This is a genomic window from Flavobacterium sp. DSP2-3-1 (assembly GCF_049896865.1).
Taxonomy (GTDB): Bacteria; Bacteroidota; Bacteroidia; order Flavobacteriales; family Flavobacteriaceae; genus Flavobacterium.
The window spans coordinates 245,694-261,042 of the sequence record NZ_JAFCVD010000002.1 but is presented as its reverse complement, the minus strand read 5'-3'; the positions used below and the strand labels follow the sequence as shown (position 1 = coordinate 261,042).

Annotated in this window: 12 protein-coding genes and 1 pseudogene; 5 read left to right on the top strand and 8 right to left on the bottom strand. The window is 34.8% G+C overall.

Features of this window, described 5'->3' with window-relative positions:
• Window positions 1-85 precede the first annotated feature (85 nt).
• The 5 genes and pseudogenes from ACP7AT_RS03430 to ACP7AT_RS03410 all read left to right on the top strand — a co-directional run bounded on the left by ACP7AT_RS03430 (window position 86) and on the right by ACP7AT_RS03410 (window position 6,124).
• Window positions 86-1,675: a glycoside hydrolase family 32 protein gene (locus ACP7AT_RS03430; protein ID WP_426062951.1), complete on the top strand. Its 1,590-nt coding sequence runs from the start codon at window positions 86-88 to the stop codon at window positions 1,673-1,675.
• Between the two features lie 43 nt (window positions 1,676-1,718).
• Entirely contained in the window at window positions 1,719-3,047 is a 1,329-nt protein-coding gene (locus ACP7AT_RS03425; protein WP_426062950.1) for a sugar porter family MFS transporter, read from the top strand.
• Window positions 3,048-3,049: 2 nt separating this feature from the next.
• Entirely contained in the window at window positions 3,050-3,961 is a 912-nt protein-coding gene (locus ACP7AT_RS03420; RefSeq protein ID WP_426062949.1) for a carbohydrate kinase family protein, read from the top strand.
• Window positions 3,962-4,040: 79 nt separating this feature from the next.
• Window positions 4,041-4,568, top strand: a pseudogene (locus tag ACP7AT_RS03415) (alpha-amylase family glycosyl hydrolase); the annotation flags it as partial.
• Window positions 4,569-5,092: 524 nt separating this feature from the next.
• Window positions 5,093-6,124, top strand: a complete 1,032-nt coding sequence (locus ACP7AT_RS03410; RefSeq protein ID WP_426062948.1) for a LacI family DNA-binding transcriptional regulator — start codon at window positions 5,093-5,095, stop codon at window positions 6,122-6,124.
• 7 nt (window positions 6,125-6,131) lie between these two features.
• Here ACP7AT_RS03410 and queG read toward each other — a convergent pair whose 3' ends face one another.
• The 8 genes from queG to nrfD all read right to left on the bottom strand — a co-directional run bounded on the left by queG (window position 6,132) and on the right by nrfD (window position 15,328).
• A complete protein-coding gene (queG, locus tag ACP7AT_RS03405; protein ID WP_426063065.1) occupies window positions 6,132-7,067 on the bottom strand; it encodes a tRNA epoxyqueuosine(34) reductase QueG in 936 nt (311 codons plus the stop codon).
• A gap of 106 nt (window positions 7,068-7,173) precedes the next feature.
• Window positions 7,174-8,196 (bottom strand): Holliday junction branch migration DNA helicase RuvB, encoded by a 1,023-nt coding sequence (gene ruvB / locus ACP7AT_RS03400; RefSeq protein ID WP_426062947.1) that lies wholly within the window; start codon window positions 8,194-8,196, stop codon window positions 7,174-7,176.
• A 153-nt stretch (window positions 8,197-8,349) separates the two neighbouring features.
• Window positions 8,350-10,146, bottom strand: a complete 1,797-nt coding sequence (locus tag ACP7AT_RS03395) for a cytochrome c oxidase subunit I (RefSeq protein WP_426062946.1) — start codon at window positions 10,144-10,146, stop codon at window positions 8,350-8,352.
• 28 nt (window positions 10,147-10,174) lie between these two features.
• Entirely contained in the window at window positions 10,175-11,332 is a 1,158-nt protein-coding gene (locus ACP7AT_RS03390; RefSeq protein ID WP_426062945.1) for a cytochrome c oxidase subunit II, read from the bottom strand.
• Between the two features lie 19 nt (window positions 11,333-11,351).
• Window positions 11,352-12,827, bottom strand: coding sequence for a quinol:cytochrome C oxidoreductase (locus ACP7AT_RS03385; RefSeq protein WP_426062944.1), 1,476 nt, complete (start codon window positions 12,825-12,827; stop codon window positions 11,352-11,354).
• Window positions 12,828-12,854: 27 nt separating this feature from the next.
• Window positions 12,855-13,400 (bottom strand): c-type cytochrome, encoded by a 546-nt coding sequence (locus tag ACP7AT_RS03380; protein WP_426062943.1) that lies wholly within the window; start codon window positions 13,398-13,400, stop codon window positions 12,855-12,857.
• Between the two features lie 7 nt (window positions 13,401-13,407).
• Window positions 13,408-13,932 carry a DUF3341 domain-containing protein gene (locus ACP7AT_RS03375; RefSeq protein ID WP_426062942.1) on the bottom strand — a complete coding sequence of 175 codons (525 nt, stop codon included), beginning with the start codon at window positions 13,930-13,932 and terminating at the stop codon, window positions 13,408-13,410.
• Window positions 13,925-15,328, bottom strand: a complete 1,404-nt coding sequence (gene nrfD, locus ACP7AT_RS03370) for an NrfD/PsrC family molybdoenzyme membrane anchor subunit (protein WP_426062941.1) — start codon at window positions 15,326-15,328, stop codon at window positions 13,925-13,927. The genes ACP7AT_RS03375 and nrfD overlap by 8 nt, the downstream gene beginning before the upstream one ends.
• Window positions 15,329-15,349: the final 21 nt, after the last annotated feature.

Genomic DNA, 15,349 nt, shown 5'->3' with positions numbered 1-15,349 from the left:
AAACGTTTTTAGTGAAACGATTTTAAATTATTATAAAATAGAATTCTATTTTTATAAAGATAAAATAATAATAAATTTTTTTTTGATGAAATTTGCAACCAACACACTGTTAATTTTTTTTTTATTTGGAAGTATATTATTACTGCTTTCTTGTAAAAAAGAAGAAGGCCGTACAACCATTGCCATTATCGTATCTGAAAAAATAAAAATTGATTCCTCACAGGAATACAAAGAGCCGTTTAGACCTCAATTTCATTTTTCTCCAGAAAAAAAATGGATGAATGACCCTAACGGTATGGTTTTCTACAAAGGGATTTATCATTTGTTTTACCAATATTATCCGGACGATATTGTCTGGGGACCAATGCACTGGGGACACGCTACCAGCACCGATTTAATTCATTGGACACATAAAAAAATTGCTTTATTTCCTGATACATTAGGAATGATATTTTCAGGAAGCGCGGTTGTAGATCTAAACAACACCTCCGGCTTGGGAACAACCGATAATCCACCGATGATAGCAATTTTCACCTATCACAATATGGCAGGCGAAAAAGCGGCCAGAACGGATTATCAAACGCAAGGGTTGGCTTATAGTTTAGATGAAGGTGAAACTTGGTTGAAGTACGAAAAAAATCCCATTGTTAAAAATTCCGGTTTAAAAGACTTCAGAGACCCTAAAGTTTTTTGGAATAAAGAGACTAATCTTTGGAATATGGTTTTAGTAGCCGGAGATCATGCTCAATTTTATACCTCTGAAAATTTAATCAAGTGGAAATTCGAAAGTGAATTTGGCAAAATAACCGGTGCTCATGGCGGTGTTTGGGAATGTCCCGATATTTTTAAATTGAAAGTAGCTGGCTCAAAAGAAGAAAAATGGGTTTTACTCATTAGCATAAATCCTGGCGCACCACATGGCGGTTCCGGAACACAATATTTCGTGGGTGATTTTGATGGGAAAAGTTTTAGAACTACCCAAAAAGAGATAAAATGGATTGACAATGGCACTGATAATTATGCAGGAATTACTTATAACAATACTCCAGACAACAAGAGAATATTTATAGGCTGGATGAGCAATTGGCTTTATGCAAGAAATACACCCACAAAAAATTGGAGAAGCGCCATGACATTGCCTCGAGAGCTTTCTCTTGTAAAAATAAACAATAATTATGTCCTAAAAAATAGTCCTATTGAACCATTCAAAAAACAACTGGTTTTAGAATTCTCAGAGGATTTGTTGATTATTAAACCAATGCAAAAAATCAAATTTACTTATGATAATTTCAACCAATCTGAAATAAAATTTAAAGCAGCTTCAAAAAATTTAAAACTGGTTTTTTCTAATGAAGTCAACGATTCATTGGTTTTGAATTACGATGCTGCACAGAAAACTTTTTCAATAGACCGACGCCATTCCGGAATAGTAAATTTCGAAGAAAACTTTGGAAAAGAAATCCATACAACTGCAACGCCATGGATCATTTCGAAAAATGTGGACTTCCAAATTATTTTGGATTGGTCTTCTGTAGAAATTTTTCTGAACGGCGGCGTTTATAGTTTTACGGAACAAATTTTCCCGAACAAGCCGTACACAAAACTGAGCATTCAATCAGATGAAAAACAAGAAATAAAAAACCTTACTGTTCATAGAATTAAAGGAATCTGGTAACAATCTAAATCATTGATTCAACCAAAACTATAAATTATAAAAAATGAATAACAGAAAAATACTCTACTGGTCCATTATTGTTGCGTTTGCAGGTTTTTTATTTGGATTTGATACCGTAGTAATTTCGGGAGCGGATAAACAACTGCAACAATTGTGGGGTTCTTCAGAATTATTTCATGGATTAGTAGTGATGTCATCGGCATTATGGGGAACGGTTATTGGAGCTGTTTTTGGTGCTTTCCCTACGAATATTTTAGGTCGAAAAAAGACGTTGATAATCATTGGCTTATTGTTTTTTGTTTCCTCAGTAGGTACATCATTCGCCAATGACCCCATTTTCTTTTCCCTTTTTAGATTTATTGGCGGAATAGGAATTGGCGCTTCAACCATTGCTGCTCCAACCTATGTTTCTGAAATTGCTCCTGCTAAAGACCGAGGAAAACTGGTGGCTTTATATCAATTTAATATTGTTTTTGGTATTTTGATTGCCTTTACATCTAACTATTACTTACAGGATATCGGCGAAAATGCATGGCGATGGATGTTAGGAATACAAGCGTTCCCTTCTTTCCTTTACACTATTTTAGTATTTGGAATTCCGGAAAGTCCCCGTTGGATTTTAGAATATAAAAAAGACCGAGAAAAAGCAGTCGCTATTTTGAAACAAATCAATAGTGAAGCAGCAGTTGAAGCGGAAATTACAGCTATTGAAAAAGAAACATCTCACGAAGTAAAAAACGAATCTATTTTCATGGCAAAATACAGAAAACCATTACTCTTGGCGTTTTTTATTGCATTTTTCAATCAATTGTCCGGTATTAATGCCTTCTTGTATTATGCTCCCCGAATTTTTGAATTGGCCGGGTTAGAGAAATCAGCTTCTTTTTTGAGCAGTATTGGAATTGGAGTGATTAATTTAATATTTACCATGATTGGAATATCGCTAATTGACAAATACGGAAGAAAAACTCTTATGTATTTGGGTTCTATAGGATACATCATTTCTCTGGGATTAGTAACAACCGCTTTTCATTTTGAATGGAAAGGAATGGCTGTTCCATTATTTTTCTTCCTATTTATCGCTTCTCATGCCGTAGGTCAGGGAGCAGTAATTTGGGTCTTTATTTCTGAATTATTCCCTAATAAATTAAGAGCCGCCGGAACTTCTTTTGGCACGTCGGTTCACTGGATTTTAGCAGCTTTAATTCCATCATTTATTCCGTTTTTGTTTAAAGAAATTGGAACTACAATCGTTTTTGCCATCTTCTGTATTATGATGGTGTTCCAACTGATTTGGGTATTTACAAAAATGCCGGAAACCAAAGGAAGAACATTGGAAGAACTATCTGAAAGTTTATCAAAAAAAGAATAATCATGACCAAAAAAATAATTTGTTTCGGAGAAGTTTTGTTTGATGTTTTCCCAACACACAGAAAAATTGGCGGTGCACCACTAAATGTAGCATTAAGACTCGCATCACTTGGCGTAAATGCTCAAATAATCAGCCGCATTGGAAAGGATGAGATCGGAAAAGAAATACTAGCTTTTATTGAAAAAAACGGAGTTGATACCGATTCGATTCAAATAGACGAAAACTTATCTACCGGACAAGTTATTGTTGAATTGAACGAAAAAGGTTCTGCTTCATACACCATTAATTATCCGGTTGCCTGGGATAAAATTATTTGTATTCCAGAAGACAAAATCAAGCTCAAAAAAGCGGATGCGCTTGTTTTTGGCACCCTTGTGTGTAGAGATTTCGTTTCACATGCCTCACTTTTAGAAATGATAAATTTTGCAAAATACGCTGTTTTCGATGTTAATTTACGTGCACCTTTTTACACGCAACCAATACTGATTGATTTAATGATGCAGTCTGATTTTATAAAATTCAATGATGATGAGTTGTATGAAATCAGTGCTGCTATGAATTCCCCCTATCATTCACTGGAACAAAACATACTTTTTATTGCAGAGCTAACTAACACAAAACACATTTGTGTAACCAAAGGAAGTCATGGTGCGGTTTTGTATTACAATGAAAAAATGTACTACAATAGTGGCTACAAAATTAATGTTGTAGATACGGTAGGTTCCGGAGATTCCTTTTTGGCAGGACTACTTTCTAAACTATTAAATAATGCTACTCCCCAACAGGCAATTGATTTTGCTTGCGCGTTAGGGGCGATTGTAGCAAAAAACGAAGGGGCAAATCCAAAAATCTCCAATCAAGAAATCAATGCTTTTATGAATCCGATAAAAAAAACAAACACTCCTACATTTTAAATCAATGAAGCTGAAATTTACGACAATTACTGCAGTGGCACTATTACAACTTTTGAGTTTTTCATCCTGTACTTCTTTAATGGCGCAGAAAACAGCTTCTGCACTAGAAAAAAAATGGTGGAAAGAAGCCACTGTATATCAAATATATCCTAGAAGTTTCAAAGATAGCAATGGTGATGGCGTTGGAGATATAAAAGGAATTGTTTCTAAACTGGATTATGTGAAAAGCTTAGGAATTGATGCGGTTTGGAACAATCCTATTTACACGTCTCCAAATGATGACAACGGTTATGATATTAGTAATTATCGTGAGATCATGAAAGATTTTGGAACAATGGAAGATTTTGATCTTTTATTAAAAGAAATGCACAAAAGAAACCTTAAACTCATCATGGACTTAGTGGTAAATCACAGTAGTGATGAGCATGAATGGTTTCAACAATTCAGAAGTTCCAGAGACAACAAGTACCGCGATTATTACCATTGGTGGCCAGCCGAAAAGGGAAAACCGCCTTACAGATGGAGCTTTTTTGATGTAAATAGTAACGCTTGGAAATATGACGCCCAAACGAATTCTTATTACCTGCATTATTTTTCTTACAAGCAATCGACGAGCGCCCTAAAATCGACGCTATTTTTGCCGTTACAAATTTAGGTCCCTCAGGAATCATCAGATCCTTTAATGAAACAGAGATTACAATTCCACAATGCATCGGTGTTTTAGGTTTCAGCAATTGCTTTATGTAAAGCGTTATATCCCAAAAACTCTCCTCAATTGACTAACCGGGTTTTGAAATTGGAAGAAGAACAACATCGATTCTATTTGAAAAAATTAATCAAAAGAAAAAATTTGCCAGTGATTTTTCAGTTAATTAAATTAGAAACCAACATCATTGAAAGAGAATCAACATAACAAAATCGAATCCGCTGGTAATAATCTTGCTCTTCTTTATTTTATATAACGAATCAATATTAATTTGTTTATTTTGACAAAAAAAGTACAATTAAGATAAAAATTAATATCTTGGTAACGAATATTTAAAGTAAAAGTCGTTTCTAGTAAACATCAGAAAACTTAAAAAGTCATTTCTCAAATTATTTTCCAAAATTAAATACGTAGAAATTCGATTCATGAAAGATATTACTCTTAAAGAAATTGCAACAAAACTAGGAATTTCGATAACTACTGTTTCAAAAGCGCTAAAAAATTATCCCGATGTTAGTAAAAAAACTAAAAATTCGGTAATCGAACTTGCTCAGAAACTAAATTACACCCCTAATAGTTTTGCCGTAAATTTGAGAACAAAAGAGTCAAAAACTATCGGTTTAATAATTCCTGAAGTGGTGCATCACTTTTTTTCGAATGTCGTAAATGCCATTATTAACGAAGCACAAAAAAACGGATATCTTGTCATTATTTTACAATCCAATGAAACTCTAGCTTTGGAAAAAAAACAAGTAGAATTACTCATCAACAAGAGAGTCGATGGCATAATTATGTCACTTTCTAACGAATCTAACAATGATGATCATATCAAGGAAATTATTAGTAGAAACATTCCTTTTGTGATGTTCGACAAGATTGCCAAACTTTCTAAATGCTCAAAAGTGGTAATTGATGACCAGAAAGCAGCCTTTAATGCTGTCCAGCACTTAATTGATAATGGCTGCAAAAAAATCGCTCATATTCGTGGACCATTGAATCCTCAAAACGCGATAGACCGTTACATTGGCTATAAAAAAGCGTTAGAAAGTAACAACATTACTTTTGATACTAAATTAGTTTATACTTGTGAACACGTAACTTTTGAAGAAGGAAGAAATTTTGCGAAACAAATTATTACTGAACATCCTGACGTAGATGGTGTTTTTGCCATTACGGACTTAGTTGCGGTGGGCGCGCTGGCTTATTTCAATGAAAATAAAATTAATGTACCGGAACAAGTAGCAGTAATTGGATTTAGTAATTGGTTTATGTCACAAGTGCTAACGCCCAAATTAAGCACTGTAGATCAGCCCAGTCATCAAATGGGAATTGAATCTTTTAATTTATTATTAGAAGAAATGAATTGCCATAAAGAAGGAATTCCTTTTACTCCAAGAACTATAGAACTGGAAACTAAGGTTATCGTTAGAAAATCTTCAACTAAAATTAAAATTTAAGATACAGTTATTTTAAAAAATCTATATTTCTTTTCATACCTTGAAACTTTGCCCTCTTTAATGGCGAATTTTTAAAAATTACTTTAAATGTTTCTTCGGTTAATTCGATCCAGTCTTTCTTGGACATCGAAAGTAATTCTGGATTTGGGTTAAAAAGAGGTTCATTATGTGGTTTTGAAAACTTGTTCCAAGGACAAACATCCTGACAAACATCACAACCAAAAGCCCAATCATCAAACCTACCTTTCATTTCCTGTGGAATATTTTCTTTTAATTCAATCGTAAAATAGGAAATGCATTTACTGCCGTCGACCACATAAGGTGAAACTATTGCTTCTGTTGGACAAGCGTCAATGCAAGCGGTACAAGTTCCACAATGATCCGTTGTGGGGTTATCATAATCTAAATCTAGATCGATAATGAGTTCCGCAATAAAGTAAAAAGAACCAACTTTCTGAGTCAGTAAATTACTGTTTTTGCCTATCCAGCCTAAGCCACTTTTGGCAGCCCAAGCCTTATCGAGTACTGGTGCGGAATCGACAAAAACACGTCCAGAGACTTCTCCAATTGTTGATTGAATGGAAATTAAAAACTCTTTTAACTTTTCCTTAATTACAAAATGGTAATCCTGTCCATATGCATACTTTGAAATTTTATAAGAATCAGTTCCCACGCTCCGGGATTGTACTTCTTCAGGGTAATAATTAAGCAACAGTGAAACTATACTTTTGGCATCATCGACCAATAAAGTTGGATTTAGACGCTTGTCAAAGTGGTTTTCCATAAAAGACATTTGACCGTTTCTATTATTATTCAACCAGTTTTCTAAACGTGGCGCTTCATGTTCCAAGAAACCAGCTTTGGAAATTCCACAAGATAGAAAACCGAGGCGTTGCGCTTCAGATTTAATAAATTGCGTGTATGTAGTCTTGTGGTTGATAATAAAAAAAATAGAAGTTGATAAACGGAACTCCCTAGCCCTGATAGCAGCGGCATCCCGCGCTTTTTCTGCGCGGATATAGCGAATAGCAGGAAATAGCTCTTAAAAATTAGAATAAACCGCCTTGAACGTTTGATTTTAATTTTCCCAAATGTTTATAGGCCTTGTCAGTAACTTCACGACCTCGAGGAGTTCTCATAATAAATCCTTCCTGAATCAAAAACGGTTCGTAAACTTCTTCGATTGTTTCGCTACTTTCTGACACCGCTGTCGCTAAAGTAGTTAAGCCAACCGGTCCGCCCTTAAATTTATCGATAATTGTAGTTAGAATTTTATTGTCCATTTCATCTAGACCATGAGCATCTACATTAAGCGCTTTTAAGGCGTATCGGGCAATTTCTATATCAATTGTTCCATTTCCTTTGATCTGGGCAAAATCCCGTACACGACGCAGCAATGCATTAGCGATACGTGGTGTCCCTCTGCTTCTACCTGCAATTTCTATAGCTGCTTCCATAGATATTGGCATTTTAAATATGGTAGCACTTCTTTGCACGATCGTGGTTAATAACTCTGTGGTATAATATTGTAAACGGGAGGAAATTCCAAAACGAGCTCTCATGGGAGCAGTCAATAAACCGGAACGTGTAGTGGCTCCAATTAATGTAAATGGATTTAAATTAATTTGCACCGTTCTAGCATTTGGTCCTGATTCAATCATAATATCAATTTTGAAATCCTCCATTGCGGAATACAAATATTCTTCTACAATCGGACTCAAACGATGAATTTCATCAATAAATAAAACATCTCTTTCCTCAAGATTAGTCAACAAACCTGCCAAATCTCCGGGTTTGTCTAAAACTGGACCAGAAGTAATTTTGATACCCACTTGTAATTCATTAGCAAGGATATTAGCTAACGTAGTTTTTCCTAAACCGGGAGGACCATGAAAAAGCGTATGATCAAGTGCTTCATTTCGTTGATTTGCCGCTTGAACAAAAACTTTCAAATTTTCTAATATTTGATCTTGTCCTGCAAAATCATCAAAAGAAAGTGGTCTTAATTTTTTTTCAAGATCGATTTCTTCCGAATTATAACCGTTTGATGTTGGATCTAAATTTTCATTCATGTAACAAAGATAACAAAGCAAATTTGAATTTTAAATTTTAAATTTTAAATGCTCTAAAAATTAAAAAGTAAATGTGTGAAAGGATAACGCTTTGCTAAACAAAATAAAAAGCATAAAAAAGCCTCTACTTTCGCAGAGGCTTATCATAATGTTTTAGTGGTGTAAAACTTCTTCACCTTCTTTCATTGGAATATTTTGAGGTACAAAATCTACATCGTGTGCTGGATTACTATAGTCATAAGGCCAACGGTACACATGAGGAATTTCACCTGGCCAGTTACCGTGAATGTGTTCTACTGGAGCAGTCCACTCAAGTGTATTCGATTTCCATGGATTCATTACAGATTTTTTACCGTAAAAAATACTAACGAAAAAATTGTATAAGAAAACCAATTGAAAAGCTCCACCAATTAATGCAAATGTTGTTATCAAAACATTCACGTTTTGCAAATCATCAAATAACGGAAAGTTCGTGTTTGTGTAATAACGTCTTGGTAAACCAGCTAGTCCGATAAAGTGCATTGGAAAGAAAACTCCGTAAGCACAGATTGCAGTGACCCAAAAGTGTACATAACCAAGATTTTTGTTTAACATTCTTCCAAACATTCTTGGGAACCAATGATAAATTCCAGCAAACATACCATAAAGAGCAGAAATACCCATTACTAAGTGAAAGTGCGCTACTACAAAGTAAGTATCATGCACATTGATGTCCAAGGTACTATCCCCAAGAATAATTCCTGTTAAACCACCTGTAATAAATGTAGAAACTAATCCAATAGAAAACAGCATAGCAGGATTCAATTGTAAATTTCCTTTCCACAATGTGGTTATGTAATTAAACGCTTTTACTGCCGATGGAATAGCAATTAATAAAGTTGTAAAGGTAAATACTGAACCTAAAAATGGATTCATTCCAGAGACAAACATATGGTGTCCCCAAACAATAGTCGATAGAAATGCAATTGCGATTATTGACATAATCATCGCTCTGTAACCAAAAATTGGTTTGCGCGAATTTGTCGCAATCACTTCAGAAGTAATACCTAAAGCTGGTAGTAAAACAATGTATACTTCCGGATGCCCTAAAAACCAAAATAAGTGTTCGAACAATACTGGCGAACCACCTTGATAATGTAAAACTTCTCCAGCAATATAAATATCCGATAAGAAGAATGAAGTTCCAAAACTTCTATCAAAAATCAACAACAAAGCTGCCGATAAAAGAACCGGAAAAGAAACTATACCTATAATAGCAGTAACAAAGAAAGCCCAAATCGTAAGTGGCAACCTTGTCATCGACATTCCTTTTGTTCTAAGATTAATAACCGTCACAACATAATTCAACGATCCCATCAGGGATGAAGCAATAAATATTGCCATAGAAATCAACCATAAAGTCATACCTAGACCTGAACCAGATATTGCTTGTGGTAATGCACTTAAAGGAGGATAAATTGTCCATCCGGAATTCGCTGGTCCTGACTCAATGAATAATGAACTTATCATTATAACACTTGATAAAAAGAATAACCAATAGGAAATCATATTCATGAATCCTGATGCCATATCTCTTGCTCCAATTTGCAGTGGAATTAATAAGTTACTAAATGTTCCACTTAGAGCCGCTGTAAGAACAAAAAACACCATTATTGTTCCATGTATCGTAACCAATGAGAGGTAAATATCATTTGTCATCACTCCGTTTGGAGCCCATTTATCCCCAAGAAGAATATTAAAAATTTTAAATGATTCTTCTGGCCATGCCAATTGCATTCTAAATAGCATAGACATTCCAACTCCAATAATCCCCATGAAAATACCCGTAATTAAGTATTGCTTGGCAATCATTTTATGATCGATACTAAAGATATATTTAGTAATAAAAGTGTCTTTATGGTGATGTTCGTGTTCGTGATCTATCGTGTGATCGTGACCTTCTGCTGACATATATGTTTACTTTAAATTTTCTTGTTAATTATTTCATAGCCGTTACGACAGCCGCTGCAGTATCTTTTCCTTTTGTAGAATCGGTAACAGTTCCTGCATCTGTTGTAGCAGGTTCAGCCAAAGCAGCTTTTACTTCGCTTACGATAGTAGCTTTATCTTTCAACCATGCTTTATAGTCTTCAGGTGTATCTACAATAATTTTCATTTGCATGTTATAATGTGATGCCCCACAAATTTTATTACAAAGCAATAAGTAGTCAAAAGTATAAGGATCTAAAGCAGTTTCACCCTTCGCAACTAAATCAATACTTTTCTTCGTTCTCAAAGCATTAATGTTAGCTACTTTTTCTACCATAAAAGGTAATTCTCTGTATTCTGTTGTTGTATAAATAGGTTCAAAAGCAAATTGAGTAACCATACCTGGAACACAATTCATCTGAGCTCTAAAGTGAGGCATGTACGCTGAATGCAAAACATCTTGAGAACGCATTTTGAACAGAATTTTTTTACCCTTAGGGATATGCAATTCAGTTACCACAATATCATCTTGTGAATATGGATCAGCTAAATCAACTCCGACAGCGTTTGCTCCTTCAATAAATCTAACATTAGCCTTACCTAATACATTATCATTGCCTGAATATCTTGCTTTCCAGTTAAACTGTTGTGCATACAATTCTATAACAATAGTATCTTCATCTTCATCAACAAACATAATATTTGTCCAAGCGAAAAGTCCATAAAGAATCAAACCTGCTAAAACAACCGCCGGAATAACACTCCAGATCGCTTCTAACTTATTATTATCAGCAAAATAAAGCGCTTTTTGATCCTTTTTACCCCTGTATTTGAAAGCAAAGTAATGCAATAAAACTTGAGTAACAGCCTGTACTATAAAGATGAGAACCCATGTTATATTCATCAAGTTATCTACTTCACCACCATGCGCCGAAGCAGGTGTGTGAAGAACTAAAGGACCCCATTTAAACAATCCATAAATTGAAAAAATATAAATGAAAGCTAAAAACCCGAACATCAAATAACCTTGAACGTTATTGTCGTTATCTGTAGCTACTTCCGAACTATCTGAATTGGAACCAACTTGCGTCAGATCGAATATTTTAGTCAATTGCCATAAAGCAACAGCTAATAAAACTAAAACTATAATTACCAACAAACTTGTCATCTGTTTTTTTTATTAAATATTAATAATGAAAATGTTTACTTTCCTCAATAAAAGGATTTCTTTTTGCCAACAAAGGTGATTTAGTTAATGCCGTGAAAACAACATATATAAATAATCCTAAGAAGAAAAGAACGGATGCTATTTCTGATATACCTATGAACCATCTGTCTCCTACGGTTCCCGGCATAATCATATTAAAGAAATCAATATAATGGCCAGCTAATATAACAACTCCAGCCATAACCAATACCCAAGTAATTCTTTTAAAATCTGTATTGATTAATATCAATAAAGGGAATAAAAAATTCATTGCAACAGCACCAAAAAATGGAAGATTGTACAATTCAATTCTGGTTATAAAATACGTCACTTCTTCAGGAATATTAGCGTACCATATCAACATGTACTGTGAAAACCATAAATAGGTCCAAAAAACACTAAAACCAAACATGAATTTCGCTAAATCATGAATATGACTTGTATTGACATACTCTAAAAATCCTCTTGATTTCAAGTACAATGTAACTAAAGCAATAGTAGTTATAGCACTCACAAAAAAGCTAGAAAAAACATACCAACCAAACAATGTACTAAACCAGTGCGGATCGATTGACATTATCCAATCCCACGACATTATAGATTCAGATACTATAAAAAACACAAGGAACATTGCTGAAAGCTTAAAGTTCTTTTTGTAGTTAAGATCATCATTTGCCTCATCTTGCGCCAAACAATTTTTTCTTGAGAAATATTGGTATAAACTCCAACCCGTCAAAAATATAGCAGCTCTGACAATCCAAAAAGGAAAATTCAAATAACTTGATTTGTTCGCAATTAATTTATCATTCGCAACAACTTCAGGATCTAACCATATAAAAATGTGATTCAAATGTAATCCACACAATATTAAAATTACGAAAAAGATAACTGAACCCACAGGTAAATATGCCGTTATACCTTGCATAACTCTGAACAAGACCGGAGACCAACCGGCCTGCGCTACTTGTTGAATTGCATAAAAAACTAAAACACCTAATGAAACAAGCATAAAGAATATACAAGCAACATACAAAGCAGACCATGGTTTATTTTGTAATTGGTGCAGAACATGATTCAAATGTTCTTTATGTTCAGTCTCTTCACTAACTTCATGACCGTCCTTTTTTACAACCGACTCAATTTGAGTTTCTTCAATAGCTTTAGCTGTGTCAACCGCCATCGAATCAACAGTTGGATTAACTACTGTTGTAGATTCCACCACTTTAATGTCTTCAGTTGCTTCACCATGGCCAACAGCAACTTCATGCGACGATTCGACTGAATTAGCCCCTTCGTGTTTTGCTTCGCCATGTCCACCATGACTCTCGGCTGCAAGAAGTTTTTCAACGTCTTGAATATCTTTTGGTGCAGTTAAAAAACCATATCCAATTCCTAATATACCTATGGCCATTAAGATGAAAGAAAGAGTTTTTAATTTACTTGAAAATGTATACATATCTATTACGATCAGTTTGTTCAACAATTATAATTCGCTTTTTAGTTTTAGAACATAGTCAGTAACTAACCAACGTTCATGGGCACTCAATTGGTTTGCATGGGAACCCATTGAATTTAAACCATAAGTTATTACGTGAAAAATACTTCCTTCAGTGATAACTCTATCTTTATAACTAGGAACACCCAGAAATTTCTCTCTTTCAACAAGCTTTCCTTTACCATTTCCAGAAGCACCATGACAACTGATACAATATATTTCAAAAAGCGCTGCGCCTTTTTCAGCGTCTCTACTTAAAGAATCCAGTGGAGATTTGAGATTCGCTTTCGCCAACTCATATCCAGCTGTAGAATTTTCGTATTCAAACGGCTCAGTACCTCTATCTAAACTTCCTTCAGCTGGAAGTTGTCCTTCTTTACCATTTTTAAATGCATCCGATTCAGCATAAGTTTCATACCCTACTGATTCATACATATTTGGAAAATACTGATAGTTTGGTGCCGCATTATTATGGCATGATGAAACTAAAATAGTAAAACCAAATAAAAGTGTTATTTTATATACGCTTTTCATATCTATATTAATGCTTATCTATTACTTTAACTTCCACAGCTCCCGTACTTTTAAAAAAAGAAATCAATTCTTCTTCATTATCATTTACAGCAACTTCCATTAAAAAATGGTCATCCGTAGTTCTTACATCTGGATTCTCCGCATCTTTAAAAGGCCATAATTTACTCCTCATATAAAAAGTAATAACCATAAGATGGGCAGCAAAAAATACAGTAAGTTCAAACATAATCGGCACGAACGCCGGCATATTTTCAATGTAACTAAAACTAGGCTTACCACCAATATCCTGCGGCCAGTCTTGAATCATGATATAATTCATCATAGCTGTACCTACCGCCAGTCCAACACAACCATACAGAAAAGCGCAAACCGCTAATCTTGTCGGTGCAATTCCCATAGCTTTGTCCAAACCGTGAACCGGAAATGGAGTAAAAACCTCTTCAATATGATGATGAGCAGCTCTGGTTTTTTTCACCGCATCCATCAAAATATCATCGTCATTATAAATGGCGTATATTACTTTATTACTCATGATGTAAATCTTTATTTGCTTCTCTTGCTCTTTTGTAATTATCTCCAGTCCCTTTCAAAATCGTTTTCACCTCTGCCTGCGCGATTACAGGGAACGTACGTGAATATAATAAAAACAATACAAAAAAGAAACCTATTGTTCCAATGAAAATACCAATATCAACAAATGTAGGTGAAAACATTGTCCACGAAGATGGTAAATAATCTCTATGTAAAGAAGTTACAATAATCACAAATCTCTCAAACCACATTCCAATATTTACAACGATCGAAATAATAAACGAAAACAAGATACTGGTTCTTAATTTTTTAAACCACATAAACTGTGGAGAAAAAACATTACATGTCATCATCGACCAATATGCCCACCAGTATGGTCCTGTAGCTCTGTTCAAGAAAGCATATTGTTCGTATTCTACACCTGAATACCATGCCACAAACAATTCTGTTATATAAGCAACACCAACAATTGAACCCGTAATCATAATAACGATATTCATCAATTCAATGTGTTGAACCGTGATGTACGCTTCTAGATTAGATACTTTTCTCATGATAATCAGCAAGGTATTTACCATTGCAAATCCTGAGAAAACAGCTCCAGCAACAAAATATGGAGGAAAAATTGTAGTATGCCACCCCGGAATTACAGATGTAGCAAAATCCATCGATACAATAGTATGCACAGATAGTACAAGTGGAGTAGCTAAACCTGCGAGTACCAAAGATACTTCTTCAAAACGTTGCCAGTCTTTTGCTCTACCGCTCCATCCAAAACTTAATATAGAATACACTCTTTTGTTAAAAGGTGTAATAGCTCTATCACGTAACATCGCAAAATCAGGTAATAATCCAGTCCACCAGAATACTAATGAAACCGATAGATACGTTGAAATTGCAAACACGTCCCAAAGTAATGGCGAGTTAAAGTTTACCCAAAGAGAACCAAATTGATTCGGAATTGGCAAAACCCAATACGCTAACCATGGACGTCCCATGTGGATAATTGGAAACAAACCTGCCTGGATAACAGAGAAAATTGTCATTGCTTCTGCAGAACGGTTAATCGCCATTCTCCAACGCTGACGAAAAAGTAATAATACAGCAGAAATAAGAGTTCCCGCGTGACCGATACCAACCCACCAAACAAAGTTCGTGATATCCCAAGCCCATCCAACAGTTTTATTTAAACCCCATGTTCCAATACCTGTAGATACGGTGTAAATTATACAGCCAAGTCCCCAAAGGAAGGCTATTAATGCAATTGAAAACACAATCCACCAATGTTTGTTTGCTTTACCTTCTACAGGTGCGGCTACATCTACAGTTACATCGTGATAAGTTTTATCACCTATAACTAAGGGTTTTCTAATAGTTGCTTCGTAGTGAGACGACATAATCCTTAATATTGATTCTTA